Here is a 15,720-nt window from a genome sequence, read left to right on the forward strand (position 1 = left end):
GGTATTAAAAACGATTCAATAAGTTTGAGGTGTTATCGGGCGGCGCTGGCTTCGCTTCGTTCGTTTCGCTGCGTTGCTGCGCTGTCCATGTGCAGAACTATAGCGACCGGCCACCTGCGCAAAGTGGGCTATCGTCGTCATAGTTATTCAAAATTATTGAATTTAAGAATCCCGGCCGATGAGAAACCTGAAACGCCTTTGCAGCGGCCGACGCCCATCCCGCTTGCGCGCCGTGGCAGACCGCAAGTCCGAGCGTTCAGTACCGAGGGGAATTGACTGTGGTGCGCGAGGTACCAGGGGGAGGAACCCGATGGCGCGCCCCTAGGCAGGGCGCGCCGGGCCGCGCGAGGAGGGGGCCCGGCAGTGAGCCGGGCTGGCGTTGGCTGACGTCAGTCCAGGCGGAAGGTCCGCACGACGTCCGCAAGCGTGGCCGCCTGGCCCTGGAGCGCCGCAGCGGCAGCGGTGGACTGTTCCACCAGGGCGGCGTTCTGCTGCACCATCTGGTCGAGCTGGCTGACCGCCACGTTCACTTCCTGAATGCCGCGCGTCTGTTCGCGTGCGGCGCTGGTGATCTCGGAAATGATCTGCGTGACGCGGCCCACGTTGCCGACGATTTCACGCATTGTTTCGCCGCTCAGCCGCACCTGGCCGGAACCGGCATTGACGCTGCCCACCGTCGATTCGATCAGCGTCTTGATTTCCTTGGCGGCCTGCGAACTGCGCTGGGCCAGCGCGCGCACTTCTCCCGCCACCACGGCAAAGCCGCGGCCCTGCTCGCCGGCGCGGGCCGCTTCCACGGCAGCGTTCAGCGCCAGGATATTGGTCTGGAACGCGATGCCCTCGATCACGCCGATGATGTCCGACACCTTCACGGCGGCGCGCTCGATGTCGCCCATCGTGTCGATGGCCCCGGCGATGGCGCTGCCACCCTGGGTGGCCACCTGCTGCGCCTGCGTGGCCGTATCGTCGGCCTGGCGGGCCGCGCTTTCCGACTGGCCCACGGTGGCGGTGATTTCTTCCATCGACGCCGCGGTCTGTTCCAGGCTGGCGGCGGCCGATTCGGTACGGCGCGACAGATCGGCATTGCCTTCCGCAATCTCGTTGGCGGCCACATGTACCGATTCGCTCGCGTCCCGGATCTGGCGCATCACGTGCACGAGCTTGTCGGCAAACGCATTGAAGGCCCGCGCGATCTGCGCCACCTCGTCGGTGCCCTCGGCAGGCAAACGGCGCGTGAGATCGCCATCGCCGGAACCGATCGCCACCATGGCATCGCGAATACCCGACAGCCGGCGGAACGAGACCGCTGTCACGCCTGCCACGATCAGCGCCGCCGCGCAGGCCACGATGACCAGCGAGATGAGCGATGCGATCAGCACGGAACGCATGCCGGCCGTGGCCTCGGCCTTGTCCAGCGCGATCACGGCCACCCAGTCGGTGCCGGCGATCTCGCGGCCACGCAGCAGCTTGCTGGTGCCGCTCACGCTCACGTCCAACGGCACGGTGGCCGACACCAGCGCGCCAAGCTTGTCACCGTCCAGCGCCGGTATCAGATCGGCAATTGGCTTCAGCGTCAGCTTGTCGTCCTGATGCGCGACGATCTTGCCGTCGCGCGCCACCAGGATGCCAAAGCTGGCGGGTGTGGGATGGATCGACCGGACGTTGGCCACCACGGCATCCATGGCCACGTCGCCGCCAATCACGGCCTTGACGCCGCCGTCGCGGATCACCGGCACGGCAAATGTCACCACCAGCTTGCCGCTGCTGGCCGCGATGTAGGGCGGCGTGACGATGGGCTTGCCCGCTGCCACGGCCTGCTTGTACCAGGGCCGCGCGGTGGGATCGTAGTCGGGCTTCAGGCCGGCCGCGTCAGAAAAGCGGTGGCTCTTGTCCGGATAGCCGACGTAGGTCTTGATAAAGCCGCCGGCGCTTGAAACCAGCCGCAGCGCAGGAATGGGATCGTCCTGCAGCGCGGCGTCCTGCAGCGACGCGATCATCTGCGTGTGACTGGACACCCATTCCGCAATGGCGTCCACATGGCCGGTTTGCACGGCGGCGAGGTTGTTGTCGATGGCCTCGTTGTTATAGGCACGGGCGACAAACTGGTTGACGATGGCATTGGCTGCCAGCGCCACGATGACGATGGCCACCGATAGGGCCACGATTCGCGCGCGAAGCGAGGAAAGCATGTGATGAACTCTTCTCTCAGGTTGGCCCGGGTCCGGGCGATTGCATTGCCATCGCATTGACGGCGCGCGCGGGGCCGACTTTAGTGCGGCGCACCATAGAGGTTCCGGCGTCACTTTCTGCCGCTCCGAACGATCGTTCGAGGCCCGTCGGCCGCCTGCCATATCAATACAGGACATCTGCCATACAACCGAGGGAAAACCCGTTGCACTGCAGCATCGACTTGCAATCGCAGGGCGTGCTGCCTATGCTGAACACCAGAATTAGATTTAATTTGTATCTGAGTTGAGAAGCATCTAACGCGTTACATACGCAAACGGGGCGGTCTGACATCCTCCGAGGGAGGGCCGAAGCAGTCGGCAGCAAGCCAGGACGGGAAACGCTGCGAAGGCTCAGGAGGTGATGCAGACCGTATGGAAGTGCAACCGCGCCAATAAGCGGAGCGCCTCCAACAGCGCGCCATGCGGACAGCCAACCATCGCAGCGACGCGCCAATAAGAAGTGAGCGGCCATGGCCACCATTCTTTTGCTCGAGCCACATCCATTGTTGCGTCTCGGTTTGCGCCACCTTTTGGCGCAGGCGCATGTTCCGGGCGATCTCGTCGATCTCGATCCCGCCGTCCTGCACGACCCCGATCCGTGGATCCACCACGCCGATCTGCTCGTCTTCGGCCTGCCGGCCGATGCGGAACAGGGCTGGCACACGCTAGCCGAACTGTGCCGACGCCTGACCCCGTTGCGCGTGCTGGTGCTGGCCGACCAGCTCCCGGTGCCACTGCCCGAGGCCGGCATGCCGGAAGCCGTGCGCGGTCTGCTGGCCAAGACCTGTTCGGCCGATGCGCTGGAAGCCGCCATCCGGCTGGTGCTGGCCGGTGGCGAATGCTTTCCGTCCCAGTTGCCCCCGACGCGTCACGCCGAACCCGGCGCCGCCGAAGCGCGCCATGATGCCGCGCCGATCGTGGTGCCGTTGCATGGCGTGCCGGCTCAACTGAGCGATGCCACAGCGCACGCTCAGGCGGTGCCGCTGGAAACGCCAGCCGCCGGCGCGCATCTGCTCAATATCACCGAACGCCAGTACGAAGTGCTGGCCCTGCTGGCGCGCGGCTATCCGGTCAAGACGGTCAGCCGGCTGCTGAACATTTCGGTGGCCACCGCCAAGACCCACGCCTGCACGCTCTACCAGCGCCTGCATGTGCGCAACAAGGGCGAGGCGGTGTACGTGGCGCTGCAACGCGGGGCCACGCTGAACTGGCCTGGCCCCACGCCGGCCAGGCCCACGCATATCCCGATGTCGTCATTGAGCGCACGGGAGGCCTGTGAGGCCGCATAAGGGAAGTCATTGCGCGTTGCCGGCCAACGGCACGCTTCCACCATTCGCCGGCCCGCCCCTCATCCAAAAGCATGAGGCGGCGGGCTGCCGTGATTGCTAGGTTGTAAGCAGGCGCGGCGCCGGGGGCTGCCGCGGAGATCATCGAAATCTCCGGCACGCACTCCTCTTCGCCATCATTCCACAAGAATACGATGCGCCCCTCCAGGGGCGTCCCGCGGGGGCACCACACCCCGCGGATACACGCGCGCAACAATGCGCGGATGGCAAATAGATGACGACCTATCTCATCGCCAGCAACGAAATGATGTGCCGTATCCTCGCCCGCCGGATGGAGGGCCAGGATATTCCGACACCGGTGCGCTGGCACGGCCCCGAATGGCTGCTCGACGACGATCCCGTCACGATGCGCATGCCGTCGATCGACAATCCCGATGCATCCGAACCGCTGCCGGAAGAGCCGGTGGAAATGGCGCTCGTGGACTGCAGCGGCGTGCCGGGCGACCCGCGCGCGCTGCTGGACCGTGTGCGCGAGCGGCTCGCGCCCCGGCGCTGGCTGGTGCTGTCCGATGCGCTGGATGCCAGGCTGATGGCGCACGCCGCGCTGCTTGGTGCCAACGGATGCCTGGCGGTGCCGGCGCCGGTGGAACTGGTGTGCGCTGCCGCCACGCTGGTGTGGGCGGGCGGACAGTGTTTTCCGCGCAGCGCGCTGACGCTGCTGAGATCGCTGGCTCCGCACGGCACGCAGGCAGCGCCCACGCCGGCCACTCACTTCATCCCTGCGGCGCGGGTAAGTCCCGATGGGACTACTGCCATCGGATGAGGGCGTCCGCGCGTTGATACGACTATGCTGGATTTGCCCACGGCCAGAAGCCGGCGCCTCGGAGAGGCCGGCCGCCGCGGGGAGCAGGGGGTCGTATGGAACACAGTCTGGATATCCTGATTGTCCGCGGGTTCGCCGTGCGCGAAGGCCGTGGCAAGTGGGCATGCTGCTATGAGATACGGCTCGCCATCATTGGCGGGCCGTTGTTGTATCGGGGCGAACTGCATGGCCGATGCTTTGCCACCGAGGATGCCGCCATCGTTGCCGCGCGTGAAATCGGCGAGCGCGAAGCAAGCCGTCACCTGGACACCGCCCGCGCGCTGTTCGTCGCGCTGACACGCACGCCGCCGCCCACCTGACACCCGTCCCACCGTGACCGCCACCCTGTGCGATGCGCGTCCGGTCGATCCGGCGGCTCCAAAAAAGAAGCCCGCCGACCGGGGGACCATGCGGGCTTTGAAATGGCCGCACACGTGGTGCGCGACCATTGCATGGACCATATCGAATCGTCGTGCGGGACAGTATCAACCAGAAGACGCATGGCAACCCGGCATCTCATCCCTGGGCTTGCGGGCGGCGCGCGAAGGCGGCCCCAGTGCTGGCGCGCCCGTGCGGACCACGGCCGCCGGCGCAGGGCATCCGGCACCCGCGTGCGGCCCTCATGCTTCGGGATGGACGGCGGGGGATGATCCATCAAATGATTTGGCGTACGCACCTGCCGCAGGGGTGCTACGCTGCCGCCACGCACCTTTCCACCGCAATTTCGCGGCACCACCGAAGATCCCGATGAACCGCTGGCAACTGATCACCCACTTTGGCGAATCCGCCTTCCTGCTGCCCTGCGCGTGCTTTCTCTACGCGTGGATGCGCTGGCACGGCGCCACCGGCGTGGCGCGGCAATGGATGCTCGCGTTCACCGCCACGGCGCTCGTGGTGCTGGCTTCCAAGCTTGCTTTCATGGGCTGGGGCATCGGCAGTGCATCGCTCAACTTCACGGGGTTCTCCGGCCACGCGATGATGGCGGCGTCGATCCTGCCAGTGGCCTGCTACATCGCCGTGCCCGACAGGCGGCCAGGCCTGGGCCTGCTGGCCGCGCTGGGCGGTGTGCTGATGGCGCTGGCAGTGGGCGTGTCGCGGCTGGCGCTGCATGCGCATTCGCTATCCGAGGTGGCCAGCGGCCTGACGCTTGGTTTCCTGGTCAGCCTGCCGATCGTGGTGCGGCACGGCGTGCCCCGCAGCCCCCGGACGATGCTGGCGATGTGCGCCATGCTGGCCGCGCTGATGGTGTTGCCCACCGGCGGCCTGGCCGGCGCGACCGACGTGATGGTGCAGGAGCTTGCCATGTTCCTTTCGGGGCGCGATCACCTGTACCACCGCGGCGAGTGGGCGGCGCTGCCCGGCGCTGGCATGCGCGCCGCCGGCGATTTCCAGCACGCTTCCCGGTAGGCCGCCGAAGGCGCCCCGGACCTGTGTGCGCCGCCCAACAGACGTTGTCGACCCGCTGCGCAACCATGACCCGAAACAGCTTCCCGCGAGGGGCATGGGGTGGTCATGGCGTCGAACTGGAATGTGGCAGCCGAGCGTAATTCGGCGCTTCACTATCTCTACAGACTCTGCGATGCGCTGCTGATTGCCGCGGCAGGCATCGGCATGGGCGCGATCTACTTTCCGGGTGGCATTCGCGAGGCGGCGCCCGTCAACGGCTTTCTGACGATGCTGTGCGCGCTGGGCGCGCTGGTCGTGTTTCCGGCGTTCGGCCTCTACGAATCCTGGCGCGGCCGCAGCCAGGCCGTGCTGGCGTTGCGGGCCTGCGCCGCGTGGGCGACGGTGTTCCTGACCGGCCTGATGGGCGCGTTCCTGATCCACCAGATCGCCGCGGTGTCGCGTGTCTGGTCGCTGGGCTGGTTCATCAGCTCCATGGTGCTGCTGCTGGTGTCGCGCGCCATCATGTTCCGCATGCTTGCTAACGTCCGCGAGCAGGGCATCAACGCCAAGCGCGTCGTGATCTGCGGGTATGGGCCGCTGGGTCGCGAGATGTTCCTGCGCGTGCAGCAGATTCGCGCCGCCGGCTATCGCGTGGTGGGCATCTACGACGAAGACGGCCAGAACATCCCGGCCGGCGTCGAGCCGCTGCGCACCATGGACGAAGTCAGCGCGATGGTGCGCAGCCAGGGCGTGCGCGAGATCTGGCTCACGCTGCCGATGGCTGCCTGCCGCGACCTGTCCGACGTGGTGCGCCAGTTCCGCAACGAACTGATCGACATCCGCTGGGTGCCCGATGTGGCGTCGGTCGAACTGCTGGGGCACAGGTTCACCGACTTCATGGGCCTGCCCGTGATCGACCTGAACAGCCCGCCGGTATCGGGCGTGACCGGCATCGTCAAGGCGAGCTTCGACCGCGTATTCGCGCTGGCCGTGATACTCGGCCTGAGCCCGGTGCTGCTGCTGATCGCGCTGATGGTCAAGCTGTCGTCGCCGGGGCCGGTGCTGTTCCGCCAGAAGCGGCTGGGCATCGACGGGCAGCCGTTCAGCGTCTACAAGTTCCGCACCATGCGCATGCACCAGGACCACGGCGTGACGCAGGCTACCCGCGACGACCCGCGCGTGACGCGCATCGGCGCTTTCCTGCGCCGCACCAGCCTGGACGAGCTGCCGCAGTTCTTCAATGTGCTGCGCGGCGAGATGTCGGTGGTCGGCCCGCGCCCGCACGCGATGGAGCACAACGAGCTCTACAAGGAACTGATCGATCGCTACATGCTGCGCCATCGCGTGAAGCCGGGCATCACGGGCTGGGCCCAGATCAACGGCCTGCGCGGACAGACCGACACGATCGACAAGATGCGCAAGCGCATCGAGTTCGATATCTATTACATCCAGCATTGGTCGTTCCAGCTGGACCTTCGGATCATCCTGCGTACGGCCCTGCACGGCTGGACAGGCACGGCCGCCTACTGAGCGCCGCGCAACGGCGTCTGGTTGGTGCGACATCGCACCGAGCCCGACGTCCAAAACATCTGGAATGGAGGCCGCATCAAGCCTTCCGAATCGGAGACTTCGAATGAAAACAACAATCCGCAACATCCTGGGAGAAGTGGCCCGCCTCGACGTGCCGCTGGCCACGCTGGCCGATAACGACGACCTGTACGCAGCAGGCCTGTCGTCGCTGGCCACCGTGCATGTGATGCTGGCGCTGGAAAATGCGTTCGATATCGAGATTCCGGATCAAATGCTGACGCGTCAGCTCTTCCGCAGCGTCGATTCGCTTGCGGCGGCGGTGGAAACCATTCGCCGGCAGCAGGAGGCAGCATGAGCACCGCCAAGGTCGCGCTGGCGCATGCCAACCCGGCCGGGGGCAGCGCCATGGCGGGCGACGAACTGATCGCGGCCGCCCGCGAGGTCGCCGCGGTGGCGCAGCGATTTGCCGACGCCGTGGACCACGAGGCGCGCTTTCCGCACGAGGCCTTCGAAGTGCTGCGCCAGAAGGGCCTGCTCGGCGCGATGGTGCCGGCGGTGCTGGGCGGCAGCGGGGCGCCGCTGGCCACCATTGCGGCCATTTGCCGGGTGCTGGGCGAGACGTGCGCATCCACCGGCATGATCTACGCGATGCACCAGATCCAGGTGGCCTGCCTGCTCGAACATGGCACGGGCAGCCCGTGGCATCAGCAGATGCTGGCGCGCGTGGCGGGAGAACAGCTGCTGCTGGCCTCGGCCACGTCCGAGGAAGCCATTGGCGGCGCGTTACGCAGCAGTGGCTGCGCGGTCAACGTGGAAGGCGACCGCTTTCATCTGTTGAAGATGGCGCCGACGATTTCCTATGGGGCGCACGCCGACGGCATCCTGATCACCGCGCGGCGCCACGCCGATGCATCGCCGTCGGACCAGGTCCTGGTCTGCGCGCTGAAGGGCGACTACACGCTGCAGAGCCTGAACGCGTGGGACACGCTGGGCATGCGCGGCACGTGCAGCAACGGATTCCGGCTGGAGGCCACCGGCCAGGTGGATCAGGTGCTGCCGGTGCCGTTCGGCGAGATCGCGGACGCCACCATGACGCCGGTGTCGCACATCCTGTGGAGCGCGTTATGGCTGGGCATTTCCACCGACGCCGTGTCGCGGGCCAAGACCTTCTTCCAGGGCCAGGCGCGTGCACGGCCAGGGCAGTTGCCGCCGTCGGCGCTGCGCGTGGCCGAGGCCGTGAGCCAGCTGCAGATGATGGAAGCCCGCGTCGACATGGCGCTGGAACGCCAGCGCGCGCGCCACGCCGGCGCTTCGGTCTCGGCCGCCTTCGCGCTGGCGGCCGAGATGAACAGTCTGAAGACTGCCATGTCGACGATGGCGCTCGACGTCGTGCAGCAGGCGCTGCTGGTCTGTGGCATGGCTGGCTACAAGCACGGCACGCCGTTCAGCCTGGGCCGCCACCTGCGCGACCTGTGGTCGGCGCCGCTGATGATCAACAACGATCGCATCCAGACCAATACGGCCAATCTGTTGCTGGCCGACCGTTCGTAAGGAGCCATCGATGGATGCCCACGCACTGACCGACGCCGTCGCGGGAGGCGGCGCCGGCGGACTGACCGCCGCACCCACCTATCTGCAGCAGTTGCTGGCTGCCGGCCTGCTGATCGAGACCGGCGTCAAGGGCCTGTATGGCCGCAGCGCGCAGTTCGAGGCGATTGCGGACGGCCTGAACCTGGCCATCACGCGGATCGGTGCCGACCAGCGCGCCGAAGTGCTGCGCTTTCCGCCGGCGCTGGGGCAGCAGGATTTCGAAGCCAGCGAATACCTGAAGAACTTTCCGCAACTGGCCGGCACGATTCACAGCTTCTGCGGCGACGACCGCGCGCACCGCCGGCTGCTGGCGCGCCTGGAAGACAAGGAAGACTGGACCGACCAGCAGGAATTCACGGGCGTGGTGCTGACGCCGGCCGCCTGCTATCCGATCTATCCGGTCGTGGCCAGACGCGGCCCGCTGCCGCCCGACGGCAAGGTGGTGGACGTGCTGTCGTATTGCTACCGGCACGAGCCGTCGCTGGAGCCCACGCGCATGCAGTTGTTCCGGCAGCGCGAGTACGTGTGCCTGGGGTCGGCCGAGCGCATCGTGGCGTTCCGCCAGCTGTGGATGGAGCGCGGCCAGGCACTGGCCGAGGCACTGCAGTTGCCCGTGGAAGTGGATGTGGCCAACGACCCGTTCTTCGGCCGCGGCGGCAAGATCGTGGCCGACAGCCAGCGCGAGCTGAAGCTCAAGTTCGAACTGCTGATTCCGGTCAACGATGGCGCGCCACCCACCGCGTGCATGAGTTTCAACTACCACATGGACCATTTCGGAGCGCTGTGGCACATCGGCCTGGCCGATGGCGGTGTGGCCCACACGGGGTGCGTGGGCTTTGGCATCGAGCGGCTGACGCTGGCTCTGCTCAAGCACCACGGACTAAACCCGGCACAGTGGCCGCAAGCGGTGCGCGAGACGCTGGGAGGCGTGTAAATGTACGGAGACGGCAAGGCGGTACGGGCGCGCGGCGGCGCGCATGCGCTGCACGGTGGCAATCCGGTGTGGTCGCATGCGAACCGCCATATCGACCTGTGGGTCGAACTGTTGCATGGATGGGACTTCGAACCCATTGCCGCCTTGCCGTTCACCGTCACACTCGACTTCGAGGGCGACCAGTTCACGTCCTCGAACATCCCGTCGATAGACCTGGAGCGCCTGTACGGCATCGTCAAGGACGAACTGTCGACCTACGGCCGGCTGGAATCGCATGTGGCCGCGCAGACCAATCGCGGCAACGCGGTACTGCTGGAGGTGGACAGCTTCCAGCTGCCGCAGCCGGCGGGCGCCTATCGCCGGCAGCACGCGCGGGCGTGCATCGCGATCGACGTACTGGTGCCTGAGGCCACCGCGGTGGGCTACTACCACCATGACGGCTATCACACGGCGAGTGGCGACGACTACCTGGCCATCTTCCGCATGCCGGCCCATGAAACGATGTGGGGCGTGGCCACCTTTCCGCAAGCCGAGGTGGTGCGCCGGCGCTTTCCGGGGCTGACCGAGGATGCGCTGCAGCGCGCGTCGCTGGATCTGCTGCGTGGCCATCTGGCGCGGCGCCCGCGGGAGAATCCGATCCAGGCGTTCCGGGCCGCGTTTCCGGCGCATCTGGAACAACTGATGGCGCGCGGCGAGCCCAACTTCCAGATCTACGCGGCCAGCGTGCTGCGCCAGCTTGGCGCGAACTTCGAGCTGCTGGGTCGCTATGTACGCTGGCTGGTCATGCAGGGAGAGACCTTGCCCGACTCCGTGGCCGAGGCGTGCTACACGATGGCGTCCGAGGCCATGGTGATGCAGTTCCGCCTGATGCGGGCGGTGATCAGCCACAAGGCCGACAGCTGCGAGGACTGCCTGGAGCAGCTGGAACTGGCCTACCAGGGCACGGTTCCGGCGCTGGCGGCCCACTTCGGAGAAACCGTCACATGACCGCTCGCGATCCGGAACCGGCGCTCCTGCCCATCTTGCGGCCCGGTGTGGCCGTGGGCCGGGCGCGTCTGGAAGGCGACTGGACCTTCCTCGAAACCTTCGCCAACGCCGCCGCGCATCCGGGCGAACTGTCGGAGACCGGGCACTGGCTGCCCGCAACGGTGCCCGGTACGGTGGCCAGCGCGCTGGGCGCGGCCGGGCGCTGGGACGATGCATCGCCGCCACCGCTGCACCAGCACGACTACTGGTATCGGCTGCATTTCGCGGGCAGCGGCCGCCGCCTGCTGCGCTTCAACGGCCTGGCGACGATTGCCGAGGTCTGGCTCAACGGCCGGCACGTGCTGACCACGCGCCACATGTTCGCCGCGCACCAGGTGGAGGTGGAGCTGGCCGGCGACGACAACGTGCTCCATATCTGTTTTCGCGCGCTGTATCCGTGGCTGCGCACCCAGCGCGGGCCCGTACGCTGGAAGCCGCGCATGATCCAGCCGCCGTCGCTGCGTACCGTGCGTACCACGCTGCTCGGGCACATGCCCGGCTGGTGCCCGCCGGTGCACGCGGTGGGGCCATGGCGCGACATCGAATTGCTGGACCCGCTCGGTACCGATCCCACGCATGGCGTACGCGCCGAGATGTCGGGGCGGATCGACGGCACCGAGGGCGTGGTGGACCTGCAGCTCCATTTTCCGGGCGCCGCGCCGGCGCACGGTGCGTTCTCGGCCATCGGCCCCGACCATGCCATCTGGCGTGGCGATCTGCATCGCACCGGTCCGCACACGCTGGCGGGCACGCTGCGCGTACCCGACGCACGGCGCTGGTGGCCGCATACCCACGGCGACCCGGCACTGTATCGCGTGGACGCGAGCATGGACGGTCACGTCCTGGCCTGCGGCAATGTCGGCTTCCGCACGATTACCGAGGACCGCGATGGCGAGCCGGGCGCGTTCGGGCTGCGCGTCAACGGCGAGCGCGTGTTCTGCCGGGGCGCCTGCGTGTCCAGCCACGACCTGCCCGGCCTGGCGGACACCGACGAGGCCGTGGCCCGCTGGCTGCGGCTGGCGCGCGACGCCGGGGCCAACATGGTGCGCGTCAGCGGCGTGACCTGTTACCCGGGCGAATCGTTCTATCGGCAGTGCGACGCACTGGGCCTGCTGGTGTGGCAGGACTTCATGTTCGCCAACTTCGACTATGGCGGCGACACCGGGGCGGCGTGGATGGATGATGCGCGGCGCGAAGTCTCGCAATGGCTCGCATCGTCTGGCGCCCACCCCAGCCTGGCCGTGCTGTGCGGCGGCAGCGAGGCCGAACAGCAGGCGGCGATGATGGGCGTGCCGCGCGGCGCATGGCGCCAGCCGCTGTTCGACACACTGATTCCGGGGCTGGTGGCCGAGCATCGGCCCGATGTGATCTACGTGCGCAATTCGCCCAGTGGAGGCGCCTGGCCGTTCCAGGCCGATACCGGCGTATCGCACTACTACGGCGTGGGGGCCTACCAGCGTCCGCTCAGCGATGCGCGCCTGGCCAATGTCCGTTTCACCTCGGAATGCCTGGCCTTTGCCAACGTGCCATGCACGCGCACGCTGGCCGATGCGGCCATGTCGCAGCCGTACCACGATCCGCGCTGGAAGGCGCGCGTGCCGCGCGATGCCGGCGCCGGCTGGGATTTCGAGGATATCCGCGACTTCTACCTGCGCGCGCTGTTCGACGTCGATCCGCCGCGCCTGCGGTACGAACGGCCGGCGCGCTACCTGCAGCTGTCGCGCGCCGTGGTGGCGGAGATCATGACCGACGTGTTCGGCGAATGGCGCCGCGCCGGCTCCAGCTGTCGGGGCGGGCTGGTCTGGCAGTTGCAGGATCTGCTGCCCGGCGCGGGATGGGGCATCGTCGATGCCTATGCGCGGCCCAAATCGGCCTGGCATGCGCTGCGCCAGGTCTGGCAGCCGCTGCAGGTCATCCTGACGGATGAGGGGCTCAACGGGCTGCACATCCATCTGGTCAACGAGACCGCGGTGCCGCGCACGGTGCGGCTGGCACTGCGTTGCCTGCGCGACGGCGAGGCCGTGGTCGCGCAGGCCGACCAGACGCTGACGCTGGCGCCGCGCGAGACCCGGCGGTTGGTGGCGGCGGAACTGCTCGATCACTTTTTCGATTTCACCTACGCCTACCGGTTCGGGCCGCCCGCGCACGACGTGGTGCTGGCTACGCTGCACGACGCGTCGCCCGATGCCGGTGCCGACCCGACGGCGAGCCTCTTGCTGAGCCAGTCGGCGTACCTGCCGGACCGCCGCGCCGACGCGCTGCTGGACCCGGGCCTCGCCGCCAGCGTGGCGTGCGAGGACGGCGTCTGGTGGCTGACCGTCAGCGCCCGCCGCTTTGCGCGCTGGGTCCATGTCGACGATTACGCCTGGTTGCCTGAAACCAACTGGTTCCACCTGGGGCCCGGGGAGTCGCGCCGTATCCGCCTGATGCACGATGGGGCGGATGCCACCCGGGCGGGAGCCATCCCTTCGGGTGAAGTATCTGCCTTGAACGCGTCTCGCCCGGTCAGCTACGACGGCTGAACTCATCCTTCTCCACCTGCCCGCCAGGCCGCTTCTGGCGCGGCAGGACACATTTCCCCCCTCCCGCCGGATGGTATGCACGCCCGTGCAGCCGCCGCCACGCCTCACCCGTTTTCCTACATCCAACCTACCCATGGATGACGCCCTGAACTATCCGTCTGCCTACTGTCAGTTCTGTGCTCCATGGCACTTAATACAGCCAACAACGAAGACGAAACCGGAGCGCCCACGGCAACACGCTCCGGCAGGGTTCACGGGTGGCGGCCTCAGGGCCGCCGGGCATTCGCCAGCAAGCTTGCTAATAGAAAAGCGGAGCGGCGATGTCGGGTCACGCGTCTCGCAGGTACTGCGGCGTTCCGACGTCATTGCTCCGGGGTCACACGGAGGAAGAAATGATTACGCAACGGTCGGACCTGCATGTCAATCATCTGCTCAATGCACTCCCGCGTCGTGAATGGGACGCGTTGTCGCGCCACTTCGAACTCGTCCGCCTGCGTGCAGGGGAGCTGCTGACCGACTCGGGCCAGCGCATCGTCCACGTGTACTTTCCCACCACGTCAGTGGTCTCGCTGCTGTCGTTGCTGGAAGACGGCGCCACGGTGGAATTCGCCGCGGTCGGCAACGAAGGGCTGGTGGGCATCCCCGTGGTGACCGGCGGCGACACGATGCCGAGCCGCGTGGAAGTGCGCAGCCCCGGCTTCGCCTACCGCATTCCGGCCCGTGTGCTGCGTGCGGAGCTGGCCCAGCTACCGGCGCTGCAGCGCGTGACGTTGCTCTATGTGCAGGCCGTGCTCACGCAGATCGCGCAGACGGCGGCCTGCAACCGCCATCACTCGCTGAACAAGCAGCTGTGCCGCTGGCTGCTGCTGGCCATCGACCGCATGAACTCGAACGAACTGGTGATCACGCAGCAGGTCATCGCCAACATGCTCGGCGTACGCCGCGAGGGCGTCACGGAAGCGGCCGGCAAGCTGGAAGACCTGGGCCTGATCCACCACAGCCGCGGCCATATCACCGTGCTGGACCGCTGCGGCCTGGAGCATCATTCGTGCGAGTGCTACAAGCTGGTCAAGCGCGAGTACGATCGCCTGCTGCCGGCCCTGACGCTGGCGCAGGTCTGACCGCGGCGCCCATGCCGCATGCACCGGATGCCACCCGCCGCGTGGCGATGGCGTCCAGGGCTTGTGGCATGCGCTGGCGGGTTTCAGCCGTGGGCGGGATCCGTGCTGCCGAACGACGACACCAGGCCAGCCATCGTCATGTCGTAGGCCGATTCGAGCGTGTCGAGGCACTCGGTGCAGGGGTCGGGCCGCGCGCGTGCCGCGGCGCGCGCCAGGCGGAACTGCAGCACCTTGCATTCGGCCGCGATGGTGCCGGGCAGCGCGCGCAGGGCCGCCGGGACGCGGTAGCCATGCTCGTCGAGCCAGTTCAGGCAATGCTGCAGCATTTCGAAGTTGGCGCCGAGCTGTCGGGGAAGATTGAAACCGTAGTGGTGGAAGTACGCGTCGCCACGCGCAAGGATCCTGTCGACGTGCGCGGGAAACTCGGCACGCCACCGCACGATGGGACTTTGCGCGGGGCGGCGGCCCAGGTGTCTGCGCATCAGCCGTGCCACCGCGTTGGCCAGCTCGCGTCCCTGCAGCGCCGGACGCACGCGCGCGGCGGACTCGACGTACGGGAACAGGATATTGCCGTTGTCGCGCAGGTCTGGCGTGAGCCGCATCAGGCCGCGATAGTCGTCGCCATCGACGGTGTAGTGGCCCAGGCCGTGATAGTAGGACAGGGTTTGCCGCGCCGTGTCGATGCCGTCGATCGCCACTGTCGTCTTCACGTGATTCGCACGGTAGGCCGTGGCGCGCGTGTCGGGCAGGTAGAAGCTGTCCACCTCCACCAGCATGGTCTTGCCGCGCGAAACCTGCTCGGCCACGTGCGCTTCGAGCGTGTCGTAGACGGCGCACTCCTGCACCACCGTGCCATACAGCTGTTCGAGATCCGCCTGCGGATACTTGAAGAAGGTGAAATGGTCGCCCTCGAAATCCTGTGCCACGGTGAACGGCAGCGCCGCGCGCGGGTCGAGGTGCCAGCCATACAGCAGTTCGATCCACAGGTCCATGTAGCAGTTCGATTCCGGCCAGATCGCCGATTCGCCATGCAGCAGGCGCTGGGGCGCCACGATGGGGCGGGCGGCCGCCGGTTCGGGCGTCGCCGACTCCGGGGCATTCGCTGTGCGTTGAACCATCTGTTTCAGTTCTCCGGGTTGGGGCGGCAACGGCGCCAGGCCGGCCATGCGAGAAGCGCGGTCCACCGAATTGGAGCCGTTCGGACCGGGCAAATCGGTACGTTTTCCAACAAAGCC

Annotated in this window: 14 protein-coding genes; 12 read left to right on the top strand and 2 right to left on the bottom strand. The window is 67.3% G+C overall.

From position 1 onward, the window contains the following. A partial coding sequence (locus tag AC3G88_RS23485) for a hypothetical protein (RefSeq protein WP_488894055.1) occupies positions 1 to 276 on the top strand: 276 nt, incomplete at its 5' end. A 113-nt stretch (positions 277 to 389) separates the two neighbouring features. Here the strand turns inward: AC3G88_RS23485 and AC3G88_RS23490 are convergent. Continuing rightward, positions 390 to 2,189, bottom strand: coding sequence for a methyl-accepting chemotaxis protein (locus AC3G88_RS23490; protein ID WP_488774156.1), 1,800 nt, complete (start codon positions 2,187 to 2,189; stop codon positions 390 to 392). A 509-nt stretch (positions 2,190 to 2,698) separates the two neighbouring features. Between AC3G88_RS23490 and AC3G88_RS23495 the strand changes: the two genes are divergently transcribed. The 11 genes from AC3G88_RS23495 to AC3G88_RS23545 all read left to right on the top strand — a co-directional run bounded on the left by AC3G88_RS23495 (position 2,699) and on the right by AC3G88_RS23545 (position 14,485). Continuing rightward, on the top strand, positions 2,699 to 3,517 hold the full coding sequence (locus AC3G88_RS23495; protein ID WP_488774155.1) for a helix-turn-helix transcriptional regulator: 819 nt from the start codon (positions 2,699 to 2,701) through the stop codon (positions 3,515 to 3,517). Between the two features lie 271 nt (positions 3,518 to 3,788). After that, complete coding sequence (locus AC3G88_RS23500; RefSeq protein ID WP_488774154.1) at positions 3,789 to 4,337, top strand: DNA-binding response regulator; 549 nt, start codon at positions 3,789 to 3,791, stop codon at positions 4,335 to 4,337. 95 nt (positions 4,338 to 4,432) lie between these two features. Then, entirely contained in the window at positions 4,433 to 4,696 is a 264-nt protein-coding gene (locus AC3G88_RS23505) for a hypothetical protein (RefSeq protein WP_153948710.1), read from the top strand. A 427-nt stretch (positions 4,697 to 5,123) separates the two neighbouring features. After that, positions 5,124 to 5,783, top strand: coding sequence for a phosphatase PAP2 family protein (locus AC3G88_RS23510; protein ID WP_488774153.1), 660 nt, complete (start codon positions 5,124 to 5,126; stop codon positions 5,781 to 5,783). A gap of 105 nt (positions 5,784 to 5,888) precedes the next feature. Next, positions 5,889 to 7,292 carry an undecaprenyl-phosphate glucose phosphotransferase gene (locus AC3G88_RS23515; RefSeq protein ID WP_488774152.1) on the top strand — a complete coding sequence of 468 codons (1,404 nt, stop codon included), beginning with the start codon at positions 5,889 to 5,891 and terminating at the stop codon, positions 7,290 to 7,292. Positions 7,293 to 7,395: 103 nt separating this feature from the next. After that, entirely contained in the window at positions 7,396 to 7,647 is a 252-nt protein-coding gene (locus AC3G88_RS23520) for an acyl carrier protein (protein WP_092603394.1), read from the top strand. Further along, positions 7,644 to 8,843 carry an acyl-CoA dehydrogenase family protein gene (locus AC3G88_RS23525; protein WP_488774151.1) on the top strand — a complete coding sequence of 400 codons (1,200 nt, stop codon included), beginning with the start codon at positions 7,644 to 7,646 and terminating at the stop codon, positions 8,841 to 8,843. Before AC3G88_RS23520 ends, AC3G88_RS23525 begins: the two co-directional genes overlap by 4 nt. 10 nt (positions 8,844 to 8,853) lie before the next feature. Further along, positions 8,854 to 9,816 carry an amino acid--[acyl-carrier-protein] ligase gene (locus tag AC3G88_RS23530; RefSeq protein WP_153948706.1) on the top strand — a complete coding sequence of 321 codons (963 nt, stop codon included), beginning with the start codon at positions 8,854 to 8,856 and terminating at the stop codon, positions 9,814 to 9,816. Beyond that, a complete protein-coding gene (locus AC3G88_RS23535) occupies positions 9,817 to 10,803 on the top strand; it encodes a DUF1839 family protein (protein ID WP_488774150.1) in 987 nt (328 codons plus the stop codon). It abuts the gene before it with no gap. After that, positions 10,800 to 13,364, top strand: coding sequence for a glycoside hydrolase family 2 protein (locus AC3G88_RS23540; protein ID WP_488774149.1), 2,565 nt, complete (start codon positions 10,800 to 10,802; stop codon positions 13,362 to 13,364). Before AC3G88_RS23535 ends, AC3G88_RS23540 begins: the two co-directional genes overlap by 4 nt. Before the next feature lie 392 nt (positions 13,365 to 13,756). Further along, positions 13,757 to 14,485 (top strand): Crp/Fnr family transcriptional regulator, encoded by a 729-nt coding sequence (locus AC3G88_RS23545; RefSeq protein WP_400397499.1) that lies wholly within the window; start codon positions 13,757 to 13,759, stop codon positions 14,483 to 14,485. A gap of 83 nt (positions 14,486 to 14,568) precedes the next feature. Here the strand turns inward: AC3G88_RS23545 and AC3G88_RS23550 are convergent, their stop codons facing one another. Next, a complete protein-coding gene (locus AC3G88_RS23550) occupies positions 14,569 to 15,603 on the bottom strand; it encodes a DUF1839 family protein (RefSeq protein WP_488774148.1) in 1,035 nt (344 codons plus the stop codon). Positions 15,604 to 15,720: the final 117 nt, after the last annotated feature.

The sequence above is a fragment of the Cupriavidus sp. 86D6 genome, from assembly GCF_057815095.1.

Excerpts from the sequence above, each read along its gene's own strand:
- AC3G88_RS23550 (WP_488774148.1), bottom strand. The coding sequence starts at position 15,603 with ATGGTTCAACGCACAGCGAATGCCCCGGAGTCGGCGACGCCCGAACCG.
- AC3G88_RS23500 (WP_488774154.1), top strand. The coding sequence starts at position 3,789 with ATGACGACCTATCTCATCGCCAGCAACGAAATGATGTGCCGTATCCTC.
- AC3G88_RS23535 (WP_488774150.1), top strand. The coding sequence starts at position 9,817 with ATGTACGGAGACGGCAAGGCGGTACGGGCGCGCGGCGGCGCGCATGCG.
- AC3G88_RS23525 (WP_488774151.1), top strand. The coding sequence starts at position 7,644 with ATGAGCACCGCCAAGGTCGCGCTGGCGCATGCCAACCCGGCCGGGGGC.
- AC3G88_RS23495 (WP_488774155.1), top strand. The coding sequence starts at position 2,699 with ATGGCCACCATTCTTTTGCTCGAGCCACATCCATTGTTGCGTCTCGGT.
- AC3G88_RS23515 (WP_488774152.1), top strand. The coding sequence starts at position 5,889 with ATGGCGTCGAACTGGAATGTGGCAGCCGAGCGTAATTCGGCGCTTCAC.
- AC3G88_RS23505 (WP_153948710.1), top strand. The coding sequence starts at position 4,433 with ATGGAACACAGTCTGGATATCCTGATTGTCCGCGGGTTCGCCGTGCGC.
- AC3G88_RS23490 (WP_488774156.1), bottom strand. The coding sequence starts at position 2,189 with ATGCTTTCCTCGCTTCGCGCGCGAATCGTGGCCCTATCGGTGGCCATC.
- AC3G88_RS23540 (WP_488774149.1), top strand. The coding sequence starts at position 10,800 with ATGACCGCTCGCGATCCGGAACCGGCGCTCCTGCCCATCTTGCGGCCC.
- AC3G88_RS23510 (WP_488774153.1), top strand. The coding sequence starts at position 5,124 with ATGAACCGCTGGCAACTGATCACCCACTTTGGCGAATCCGCCTTCCTG.
- AC3G88_RS23520 (WP_092603394.1), top strand. The coding sequence starts at position 7,396 with ATGAAAACAACAATCCGCAACATCCTGGGAGAAGTGGCCCGCCTCGAC.
- AC3G88_RS23530 (WP_153948706.1), top strand. The coding sequence starts at position 8,854 with ATGGATGCCCACGCACTGACCGACGCCGTCGCGGGAGGCGGCGCCGGC.
- AC3G88_RS23545 (WP_400397499.1), top strand. The coding sequence starts at position 13,757 with ATGATTACGCAACGGTCGGACCTGCATGTCAATCATCTGCTCAATGCA.